At 71.0% G+C, this 10,331-nt stretch carries 11 protein-coding genes and 1 pseudogene; 3 read left to right on the top strand and 9 right to left on the bottom strand.

Annotated features, from left to right (window positions below; translation table 11 throughout):
• Window positions 1–115: 115 nt before the first annotated feature.
• Window positions 116–853: a class I SAM-dependent methyltransferase gene (locus ACFXGA_RS01035; protein WP_378083086.1), complete on the bottom strand. Its 738-nt coding sequence runs from the start codon at window positions 851–853 to the stop codon at window positions 116–118.
• Between the two features lie 169 nt (window positions 854–1,022).
• On the opposite strand from ACFXGA_RS01035, the gene ACFXGA_RS01030 reads away from it, so the two are divergent.
• The gene (locus ACFXGA_RS01030) at window positions 1,023–2,222 is read left to right on the top strand and encodes a cytochrome P450 (protein ID WP_378083084.1); all 1,200 of its coding nucleotides are present in this window, start codon (window positions 1,023–1,025) and stop codon (window positions 2,220–2,222) included.
• Here ACFXGA_RS01030 and ACFXGA_RS01025 read toward each other — a convergent pair.
• The 4 genes from ACFXGA_RS01025 to ACFXGA_RS01010 form a co-directional block, all read right to left on the bottom strand.
• Window positions 2,212–2,934, bottom strand: coding sequence for a class I SAM-dependent methyltransferase (locus tag ACFXGA_RS01025; protein ID WP_378083082.1), 723 nt, complete (start codon window positions 2,932–2,934; stop codon window positions 2,212–2,214). The two genes, ACFXGA_RS01030 and ACFXGA_RS01025, sit on opposite strands and share 11 nt — an antisense overlap.
• 65 nt (window positions 2,935–2,999) lie before the next feature.
• On the bottom strand, window positions 3,000–3,416 hold the full coding sequence (locus ACFXGA_RS01020; protein WP_378083080.1) for a GNAT family N-acetyltransferase: 417 nt from the start codon (window positions 3,414–3,416) through the stop codon (window positions 3,000–3,002).
• Between the two features lie 87 nt (window positions 3,417–3,503).
• Entirely contained in the window at window positions 3,504–4,238 is a 735-nt protein-coding gene (locus ACFXGA_RS01015) for a cation transporter (protein ID WP_378083078.1), read from the bottom strand.
• Window positions 4,235–4,594, bottom strand: a complete 360-nt coding sequence (locus tag ACFXGA_RS01010) for an ArsR/SmtB family transcription factor (protein ID WP_378083076.1) — start codon at window positions 4,592–4,594, stop codon at window positions 4,235–4,237. Before ACFXGA_RS01010 ends, ACFXGA_RS01015 begins: the two co-directional genes overlap by 4 nt.
• A 72-nt stretch (window positions 4,595–4,666) precedes the next feature.
• Between ACFXGA_RS01010 and ACFXGA_RS01005 the strand changes: the two genes are divergently transcribed.
• Both ACFXGA_RS01005 and ACFXGA_RS01000 read left to right on the top strand, forming a co-directional pair.
• Window positions 4,667–5,074, top strand: a complete 408-nt coding sequence (locus tag ACFXGA_RS01005) for a hypothetical protein (protein ID WP_378083075.1) — start codon at window positions 4,667–4,669, stop codon at window positions 5,072–5,074.
• On the top strand, window positions 5,071–5,274 hold the full coding sequence (locus tag ACFXGA_RS01000; protein WP_378083074.1) for a hypothetical protein: 204 nt from the start codon (window positions 5,071–5,073) through the stop codon (window positions 5,272–5,274). The genes ACFXGA_RS01005 and ACFXGA_RS01000 overlap by 4 nt, the downstream gene beginning before the upstream one ends.
• A gap of 61 nt (window positions 5,275–5,335) precedes the next feature.
• On the opposite strand, the gene ACFXGA_RS00995 is transcribed toward ACFXGA_RS01000, so the two are convergent.
• From ACFXGA_RS00995 to ACFXGA_RS00980, 4 genes and pseudogenes are all read right to left on the bottom strand, one after another.
• Entirely contained in the window at window positions 5,336–6,040 is a 705-nt protein-coding gene (locus ACFXGA_RS00995; RefSeq protein WP_378083072.1) for a (2Fe-2S)-binding protein, read from the bottom strand.
• A 204-nt stretch (window positions 6,041–6,244) separates the two neighbouring features.
• Window positions 6,245–7,444 carry an Nramp family divalent metal transporter gene (locus tag ACFXGA_RS00990; RefSeq protein WP_378083070.1) on the bottom strand — a complete coding sequence of 400 codons (1,200 nt, stop codon included), beginning with the start codon at window positions 7,442–7,444 and terminating at the stop codon, window positions 6,245–6,247.
• A gap of 91 nt (window positions 7,445–7,535) precedes the next feature.
• Window positions 7,536–8,606, bottom strand: coding sequence for a ribonucleotide-diphosphate reductase subunit beta (locus ACFXGA_RS00985; protein ID WP_378083069.1), 1,071 nt, complete (start codon window positions 8,604–8,606; stop codon window positions 7,536–7,538).
• Window positions 8,603–10,222: pseudogene (locus ACFXGA_RS00980) on the bottom strand (ribonucleoside-diphosphate reductase subunit alpha); the annotation flags it as partial. The pseudogene ACFXGA_RS00980 and the gene ACFXGA_RS00985, both read right to left, overlap by 4 nt.
• Window positions 10,223–10,331 lie beyond the last annotated feature (109 nt).

Genomic DNA, 10,331 nt, shown 5'->3' with positions numbered 1-10,331 from the left:
CCATGGGCAGCCCCCCGCGCGGGGTCCCCGGGGCCCAGGCCCCGCTGGTCGCCGGCGGCCCCCGGGGGGGGGGGAGGGGGGGGCCGCGGGGGCCCGCCCCCCCCGGGGCGGCGTCTCAAGCGCGGGTGCCCCGCACGATCAGCCTGCGGGCGTGGTTGTCGTAGGGAGAGGCGTCGAAATCGCCGAAGCACTCCACGTTGGTGAACCCGGCCTGCTCGAACAGCGCCCGCAGCTCGGCGGCGCTGTAGAGGGTGGAGTACAGCGACGTGCGCCGCACCTCGTCCCCGCGCACCCACGTCCAGTCGCTGCGCACCCGCGTCCAGTCGTCCAGGACCGTGTCACGCATGAACACCGTGCCGCCACCGACGTCCACCGCCTGCGGTCGACCGACCCACCCGGCGAACACCTCCTTGCCCAGCACGTCGACCAGCAACCGACCGCCGGGGGCGAGGCTGGCGTGGGCGTTGCGCAGCACGGCTAGGTTCTCGCCGGGCTCGGTGAAGTAGCCGAACGACGTGTACATGTTGACCACCAGGTCGTAGGCGCCCGGTTCGACGTGCTCGCGCATGTCCGCACGCACCAACCGCGCTGTGACTTCCGCCTGCTCGCACGCCACGCGGGCCCGCGTGAGCATCGCCTCGCTTAGATCCACCCCGGTGACCACCGCCCCGTGCCGGGCCAGCGGCACGACGTGCGTGCCCGGCCCGCAGGCCAGGTCCAGTACCCGGTCACCCGCCGCGACCTTGAGCAGCGGCGAGGTGGTCACCAGGCGTTCCGCCTCCGCCGCCCGGCGCGGTGGGAACATCACCTCGGCGAAGCCCACCCAGAGATCGTCGTCCTCGTACCAGTCCATGCCGCTCCAGCCACGTCGTCCTCGTGTGGAATCGCTTCAGTCCTATGGTCGTCTGGCGGTGCCCGCCGGTTCCCGCCGCAGATGAGCTCCGATCGACTTCGCGGGAACTCCCTGGCACTCCCGGCCGACCTGTGGTGGTGACAGCCGGACTTCGAGGTTGGGGGACCCGATGCGACCCACGCAGGCAGCCCGCGCCTACCCGTTTCGCGAGCCGACCGGCCTGGAGCTGGAGCCGGAGTACGCCCACCTGCGCGACCACGAACCGCTCAGCCGTGTATCCCTGCCCTACGGCGGCGACGCCTGGCTGGCCGTGCGGCACGCCGACGTCCGCACGGTGCTCAGCGACCCGAGGTTCAGCCGGGCCGCGCTGCTGGACCGCGACGTGCCCCGAGCCTCACCTCGCAGGCACACCGACGCCACCCTGCACACCGTCGACCCGCCCGAGCACACCCGCCTGCGCCGCCTGGTCGCCGCCGCCTTCAGCCCCCGCCGGATCCAGCACCTGGCCGAACACGCCCAACGCGTCACCGACGAACTGCTCGACCGGATCGAGGAACAGGGACCGCCCGCCGACCTGATCGCCGGCTTCGCCGTGCCGGTGCCCGTGGCGGTGATCTGCCAGATGCTGGGCGTGCCGGTGGCCGACCGCGAGGAGTTCGCCGGCTGGATCGACGTCGCCCTGGCCACCACCGCGTTCACCAGCGAGGAGATCCACGACGCGTTCGCCAGGCTGAAGGACTACGTGGCCGGCCTGGTCGCCGCCCGCCGCCACACACCGACCGACGACCTGCTCGGCGCCCTGGTCGAAGCGCGTGACACCGCCGACCGGCTCAGCGAGGACGAACTGGTCGTGCTGGGCGTGACCCTGCTCTACGCAGGTTTGGAAACCACGACCAGCGAACTCGGCAACGGCATCCACGCCCTGCTCACCCACCCCGATCAGCTGGCCGCGCTGCGCGCCGACCCCGCGCTGATCGACCGGGCCGTCGACGAACTGCTGCGCTTCAACCCCCTGGTCACCTCGGCCGGCTTCACCCGCATCGCCCTGGAGGACGTCGAACTGGGCGGCGTGCTCGTCCGCGCCGGTGACGCCATCATGGTCCATCCCGATGCCGCCAACCGCGACGAGCGCGTCTTCGAGCGCCCCGACGAACTCGACGTCACCCGCAAACCGAACCCGCACTTGGCGTTCGGCTACGGCTTGCACTATTGCGTCGCCGCACAGTTGGCCAAGGCCGAGCTGCGCGTGGCCATCGGCTCCCTACTGCGCCGCTTCCCGACCCTGCGGCTCGCCGTCACGGCGGACGAACTGTCCTGGCGGCAGGGCCGGATGGCACGTGGCCTGGACCGGCTCCCCGTCACCTGGTAGCCAGCGTGCCCGGATCCTTCCTCATCCTCACGGCGAGGAAGAACGGCGTCCGCTGGGTCTTGAGGTACCGCCGCTCGTCGACGCGACGGGCCTCCTCGGCGGCCCGGGGTTCCGCGACGCGCTCCAACGCGAAACCGGCGTCGAGCAGCTCGTTCAGGAACGTCTGCAACGTCATGCGGCGGTAGTTGATGGTGAGGCCGTCGCCTACCGTCGCCTCGACGCGCTCCTCGTCGAAGTAGGACCCGCCGTGCCACGTCCAGTCGGCGATCGGGTGCGTGGTGGACAGCACCAGGACACCGCCCGGCCGCAGGACGCGGTGCATCTCGGCCAGCAGTTGCCGCCGGGCCTCGACGTGGTGGTGCACCAAGGCCATCACCACGACGTCGAACGAGCTGTCGGCCAGGAAGGTCAGCGGCTCCTCCAGGTCGTGCCGGTGCAGCCGCACCGCGGGATCGCCCGCGATGCGCTCGCGGGCGTGCCCGAGCAGCGTCGCGCTGCCGTCGACACCGACCACCTCGGCTGCTCCCCGCGCCCGCAACTCGGTGATGTAGTGCCCCGCGCCGCACCCGGCGTCGAGGACCCGCAACCCGGTGACATCCCCGGCGAGGGCGAGCACGGCCGGCCGGTCCGTGTAAGCGTTGTAGGGGCTGTCGGTGGCACGGTGGGCGAAGTGGTCGCCGAGAGCGCCTTCGTAGGCGGTGTGCACGCGCATCGGGACATGCTGGCAGCATCTCCGATGGGGTGTCGTCCCGTTTCCGGTCCGACGCGCTGCCCGGGTCAGCGGGCCTCGTCGCCGTCGAACACCCACCAGTAACCCGCATCGGCGTGCGGCGACGGTCGCCCGCCGGCAGCCTCGTACAGCGCCTTCGCGGCGTGGTTGTCCTCGTCGGTGAACAGCCACATCTTCCGGGCGCCCGCTCGAACGGCGTGCTCGCGGAACGCCGTCAGCAGCGCGCGCCCCACCCCACGCCTCCGCGCCTGCTCGGCGACGCCGATCTCGTACAACTGCACCTGCGAGTAACCGCAGACGTGGCGCTGCCGGCAGCCCCACACCCACCCGACCACCTCGTCGTCCTCCAGCGCCACGAACACGACCGTCGCGGGATCCTCCAAGAACGAGGCGTGATCCTCGACCACGACGTCGCGGAACCTGCGCACCGCGACGTCGAGCAACCCGTGATCCTCGGCGGTCAACCGGTGAACATGCATGTCGCCATGGTCGACCACACCGCCGACCCGGACGCGTCGAGATCCATGTGACATCGGGTGATGTGAAGTAGGTCAGCAGCCGCAGTGCTCGCCGCGCCAGGCTTCGCGTCCTTCCTTGACCGCGACGGCGGCGATCACCAGGGCGACCAGCGGATCGGCCCAGGACCAGCCGAACAGCGAGTTGAGCACGAGACCGACCAGCAACACGCCGGACAGGTAGGTGCACAGCAGCGTCTGCTTGGAGTCCGCGACCGCGCTGACCGACCCCAGTTCCCGTCCGGCGCGGCGCTGCGCGACCGACAGGAACGGCATGACCAGCAATGACACCGCCGCCAGCACGATGCCCACCGTGGAGTGGTCGGCCTCGGCGGCGCCGAACAGGGCGCGCACGGACTCGACGGTGACGTAGGCGGCCAGGGCGAAGAACGACACCGCGATGACCTTCAACGCCGCCTTCTCGCGCTTGGCTGGGTCGGCGCCGGAGAACTGCCAGGCCACCGCGGTGGCGGAGGCGACCTCGATGACGGAGTCCAGGCCGAAGCCGATCAGCGCGGTGGAGGAGGCGATCGTCCCGGCGGTGATCGCGACGATGGCCTCGATGACGTTGTAGGTGATCGTCGCGGCGACCAGCAGCCGCACCCGTCGGGTGAGCACCGCCCGCCGCCGCGGGTCCACCGTCGACTCGGTAGTGGTCCCGGTCGCGCAGCACCCGTCCGCGCACCCGTCGCCCCCGGTCGGGGCGGACGCCGGCGCCGCAGCGGACGGCGCGGTCAACGACAGGTCGATTCGGCCGTGCTCGGCGTTCATCTGCCCGCCTTCGCGGTGGTCGCGGCGGCCGCCGGTCGCTCGTCGTCGAGGCAGGGCTCGGAGGTGTCCACGGCGAGCACGACCTTGACCAACTCGCCCAGTGCCCGCGTGAGGTGGGCGTCGGCCAGGGCGTAGTGGACCTGGCGTCCTTCGTAGGTGGCGACGACCAGGCCGCAGCCGCGCAGGCAGGACAGGTGGTTGGACACGTTGGAGCGGGTCAGTCCGAGGTGGTCGGCGAGCTGGGCGGGGTAGCTGATGCCGTCGAGCAGGGCGACGAGGATGCGGCAGCGGGTCGGGTCGGCCAGCGCCTTGCCCAGCCGGGCCAGCGCGTCCTCCCGCGTCTCACACTTCACCATGCCCGCAACCATACAGCGAGTGCTGTATTACAGTCTCGGCTGAATCGTTGACCGTCGGGAAGGGGCCGGGTCGTGGCCGCCGTGGCACTGCTGTTGTGCCTGCTCTATCTGCTGCTCGCGTTCGGTGTGCGCACCGTGCTGCACCATCGGCGCACCGGCTCAACCGGGTTCCGGGGCCTGAGCGGGCGGCCCGGCTCGGCATCGTGGTGGGGCGGGGTGCTGTTCGCCGCCGCCCTGGTCGCCGGACTGCTCGGACCGCTGTTGCAGGTGGCGGGCGTGCTCGCCCCGCTGGCCGTGCTGGAGCACCGAGCCCTGGACGTGGTCGGCGTGGTGCTCGCCGTGGTCGGGATCGCCGCGACCCTGGCCGCCCAGCGTGCGATGGGCGCAGCCTGGCGGGTCGGCGTCGATCCCGACGAGCCCACCGCGCTGGTGCGCGACGGGCTGTTCGCCCAAGTCCGAAACCCGTCTTCACCGCCATGACCGCCACCGCCGTCGGACTGGCCCTCACTGCGGGTGACCCGCTGTCGCTGCTGGCCCTGGCCGCCCTGGTCACCGCCGTGCACCTCCAGGTCCGCACCGTCGAGGAACCCCACCTGCTGGCCCTGCACGGTGCGGACTACCGCAACTACACCGCCGCCACCGGCCGCTTCCTGCCCCGCCTTCGACGGTCGACGCGCTGACCCGGCCCACGCCCGCCGCCAGGATCGCTCGGGGAGTTGTCCAGCGAGCACGTGCGGCGAACTAACGCCTCACAGTGACCGCAGCGCCGACGAGCGGGCAGGCGCGGCACGTGTGGCCGGTGGGCGTGCGGTAGAACAGGCAGCAGCTGCGGCGGATGCCGTCGGAGGACAGCGCGCCGCGCAGCAGCGGGGTGGTGAGCAGGCGGTCCCCGAGTGCGCCGAGGTCGGCGGGCAGTGGCCGCAGGGCGCTGCGCAGGGCCGCGGCGGCGTTGCCCCGCAGCAGCCCGTCGGCGACCTTGACCACGGCGCGCAGCCCGCGGTGGAACGGCACCAGCTGCTCCTCGACCACGACGCGCACCAACAGCGGCGCGGGGTCGCCGCTCGTGATCCACCCGCCCGGGTCGGGCAGGGACAGCCGTACGGAGCCATCCTCGTCGACGCGGTACCGCAGCCGGTCCAGGTCGGGCACGACCCCGCCGCCGGCCAGCGCGCCGAGGGTGACCGACCACAGCCGGTGCGCCACCAGGAATTGCAGGGTCGACGCGGCCACACGGGCCTCGGCGGCCTCGAACCTCGCGCCGACCCGTCGCACGGCCTCGGTCACGGCGGCGGGATCGGTGTGCAGCGAGTGCAGCGGCTCGCCGGTGTGGTCCTGGTCGACCGCGCAGTCCGGGCTGATCGTCGCCGCAGCCGCCAGCGCTGCGGTGACCTCGGTGCGCCCGATCGGCTGCGCTCCGGTAGGCAGCGCCCGCGGAAAACCGGCCACCGCATCAGGCGGTGACGAACTGACGGGCCTCACAGGTGCCTCCAGGTCGGGTAGTGGCTTTGACCGGCGGCGGCTAGTGCTGTTGTTCCAGGTGAATCGCAGACGAATGGGTCTCCGTTCAGGTAGTCGCACGCGACAGCGCAGCAGTTCCTGTGACGCGCTTCACTGTGGTGGTGGGTCATCGTCAGGAGTCGAACGGCTTACTCATCGCACGGTCAGGTAGATCAGTGCCGTGTTCAGCGCGATCACCGCGGTGGCGACGAGAACTGCGGCGGTGGTGACGGCCCGGTGGTTGACGTGGACGCCCATCAGCGTGCGACTGGCGGTCAGCCGGACCAGCGGGACCAGGGCGAAGGGGATGCCGAAGGACAGCACCACCTGCGAGAGCACCAGTGCGAACGTCGGGTCCACGCCCGCGCCCAGCACGACGAGCGCGGGCACGAGCGTGACCACGCGTCGGGTCGACAGGGGCACGCGGACCTTGAGCAGACCGTCCAGGACGACCGCGCCGGAGTAGCAGCCCACGGCGGTGGAGGCGAAACCGGAGGCGAGCAGCCCCACGGCGAACAACAAGGCGACACCGCCGCCGAGCTCGGCCCCGATCGCGGCGTGCACGCCGTCCAGGCTGTCCACGCCCTCGTGGCCGGCCAAAGCCGAGGCGGCGACGAGGAGCATGGCGGTGTTCACCGCACCGGCCAGGACCATCGCCACGGTGACGTCGACCCGGGTGGCGGCCAGCAGGTGGGGCGCGCGGCCGTGGCGGTCGCGGGCCAGGGCGGAGTGCAGGTAGACGGCGTGGGGCATGACGGTGGCGCCGAGCATCCCGGCGGCCAGCAGCACGCTGTCGGAGTCGGCAAAGCGGGGGGCGAGGCCGCGCAGGGCCTCGCTCTCCGGTGGGGACACGAGCAGACCGGCGGCGAAGCCGACGGCGATCACCGCCAGCATCGTCGTGATGACCCGCTCGAACGGCTGTTGGCCGCGTCGGTCCTGCACCATCAGCAGGGCGGTGGACACCACACCGGTGATGACACCGCCCACCGGCAGAGGCAGGTCGAACAGCAGGTTCAGCGCGATGGCGCCGCCGAGAACCTCGGCCAGGTCGGTGGCCATGGCGACGACCTCGGCCTGGCCCCAGTAGGCCAGGCGCAGCGGTCGGGGCAGCCGGTCGCGCAGGATCTCGGGCAGGGACCGACCGGTGACCAGGCCGAGCTTGGCCGAGAGGTACTGCACGAGGCCGGCCATCACGTTGGCCGCCACGAGCACCCACACGAGCAGGTATTCGTAGCGCGCGCCAGCGGCGGTGTTGGTGGCGACGTTGCCGGGGTCGACGTAGGCGATGGCGGCGACGAACGCGGGGCCAAGAAGCGTTGTGCCGGCGCGCAGCCGGGTGAGGGTGGAGTGCACGGTGTGTCCTTCGTGCGGGCAGGGTGGGACGCCCCTCGGGGAGGGGAAGAAGGCAGGGCCGGGTCGCGTCCGGCGCGACCCGGCCGGCGGGTCAGTCCCAGTCGAGGGTGCTGCCGGAGGCGTACTCCGTTACCCGCGTCTCGAAGAAGTTCTTCTCCTTGCGCAGGTCGATGGCCTCCGACATCCAGGGGAAGGGGTTGTCGGTGGGGCCGAAGACGGGGGTGAGGCCGAGTTGGGCGCAGCGGCGGTTGGTGATGAAGCGCATGTACTGCTCGCACTGGTCGGCGTTGAGGCCGAGCAGCCCGTTGGGCATGGTGTCGCGGCCGTAGGCCACTTCCAGCTCGCAGGCCTCACCCAGCATGGTGCGGACCTCGGCCTGGAACGCCCCGGTCCACAGCCCGGGGTTCTCGACCTTGATCTGGTTGATCGCGTCGATGCCGAAGTTGAGGTGGATGGACTCGTCGCGCAGGATGTACTGGTACTGCTCGGCGACGCCGACCATCTTGTTGCGGCGGCCGAACGAGAGGATCTGGGCGAAGCCGGTGTAGAACCACATGCCCTCGAACACCACGTAGAACGCGATCAGATCGCGCAGGAACGCCTGGTCGTTTTCCGGGGTGCCGGTGCGGAACGCGGGGTCCTCCAGGTGCTGGGTGTACTGGAGCGCCCAGGCGGCCTTGTCGGTGATGGAGGGGACTTCCCGGTACATGTTGAACAACTCGCCCTCGTCCAAGCCCAGCGAGGTGCAGATGTACTGGAAGGTGTGGGTGTGCACGGCCTCCTCGAACGCCTGGCGCAGCAGGTACTGGCGGCACTCGGGGTTGGTGAGGTTCCGGTAGACGGCGAGCACGACATTGTTTGCCACCAGCGACTCCGAGGTGGCGAAGAACCCGAGGTTGCGCTTGATGGCGTGCCGTTCGTCGTCGGTGAGGCCGGTGGGGGAGCGCCACAGGGCGATGTCGGCCTGCATGGAGACCTCGGTGGGCATCCAGTGGTTGGCGCAGCCGGCGAGGTACTTCTCCCACGCCCAGTGGTACTTCAGCGGCAGGAGCTGGTTGACGTCGGCCCGTGCGTTGATCATCGCCTTGTCGTCGACGTGCACCCGGCCGCCGTCGCGGTCGATCGCGCCGAGACCGGTGGTGTCGGGGATATCCGTGGTCACTGGCAGGCCTCGCAGTCGGGATCGGTGACGGAGCAGGCGGCGGGGATGACCGGCGCGACCGGCTGGACGGCGTTGAGCTTGCCGTCGGTGCCGCGCAGGGTGGACTTCTCCACGCTGGTGGCGGCGGTCGAGCGCAGGTAGTAGGTGGTCTTGAGGCCCTTGTGCCAAGCCAGGCGGTAGATCGCGTCGAGCTTGCGACCGTTGGGGGCGGCGATGTAGAGGTTGAGTGACTGGGCTTGGTCGAGCCACTTCTGCCGTCGGGAGGCGGCCTCGACCAGCCACTCGGAGGAGACCTCGAAGGCGGTGGCGTACAGCGCCTTGAGCTCGTCGGGCACCCGGTCGATCGGGACGAGCGAGCCGTCGAAGTACTTCAAATCGGCCACCATCGCCTCGTCCCACAGGCCCAGTGCCTTGAGGTCGGCGACCAGGTGCCGGTTGAGGACGGTGAAGTCCCCGGACATGTTCGACTTCACGTACAGGTTGCGGAACAGCGGCTCGATCGACTGGCCGACACCGCAGATGTTGGAGATCGTGGCGGTGGGTGCGATGGCCATGGTGTTGGAGTTGCGCATCCCGCCGCGCACCCTCTCGCGCAGGGCGTCCCAGTCCAGGGTGGTGGAGGTGTCCATGTCCAGTGCGCCGTCGCGGGCTTCGGCGAGCAGGGCGACGGAGTCGATGGGCAGGACGCCCCGGCTCCACAGCGAGCCCTCGAACGACTCGTAACTGCCGCGCTCCCGCGCCAGGTCGGCCGAGGCGGACAGGGCGTGGTAGCTGATCGCCTCCATGCTGCGGTCGGCGAACTCCACCGCCTCCGGCGAGCCAGGGACCAGGCGCTGGGTGAACAGGGCGTCGGTGAAGCCCATCAGACCCAGGCCGATCGGGCGGTGCCGCAGGTTGGACCGGCGTGCCTCGGGGATGGTGTAGAAGTTGATGTCGATGACGTTGTCGAGCATCCGCACCGCGGTGCGGACGGTGCGCTCCAGCCGGGCGGTGTCCAGACCGTCGGCGGTGACGTGGTTGGCCAGGTTGACCGAGCCCAGGTTGCAGACGGCCACCTCGTCGGCGGAGGTGTTCAGGGTGATCTCGGTGCACAGGTTCGAGGAGTGCACCACGCCGACGTGCTGCTGCGGCGAGCGCAGGTTGCACGGGTCCTTGAAGGTGATCCACGGGTGGCCGGTCTCGAACAGCACGGTCAGCATCCGCCGCCACAGCTCGACCGCGCGCACCCGCTTGAAGACGCGAATCCCGCCGCGGTCGGCGGCGGCCTCGTAGGCGCGGTAGCGCTGCGCGAACGCGCGACCGTACAGGTCGTGCAGGTCCGGGACCTCGTCGGGGGAGAACAGGGTCCAGTCGGCGTCGGCCTCCACCCGGCGCAGGAACTCGTCGGGCACCCAGTTCGCGGTGTTCATGTCGTGCGTGCGGCGGCGGTCGTCACCGGTGTTGCGGCGCAGGTCGAGGAACTCCTCGACGTCCACGTGCCAGGTCTCCAGGTATGCGCAGGCCGCGCCCTTGCGCTTGCCGCCCTGGTTGACCGCCACCGCCGTGTCGTTGGCGATCTTCAGGAACGGCACCACACCCTGGGACTCGCCGTTGGTGCCCCTGATGTGCGCGCCCCAGGGGCGCCCCCGCGGGCCCTCGGTTGCCCCGCCCCCCGGGAAAATAGGCCCCACCCCGGGGTTTAGGTAACCCCCGGAGATTACCGCCCCAGCGTGGGGAACCCGGGTG

Source organism: Actinosynnema sp. NPDC059335 (assembly GCF_042752395.1).
In the GTDB taxonomy this organism is placed as follows: Bacteria; Actinomycetota; Actinomycetes; order Mycobacteriales; family Pseudonocardiaceae; genus Actinosynnema.
The sequence above is the reverse complement of the archived record's forward strand: the minus strand, read 5'-3'. Positions and strand labels throughout refer to the sequence as shown.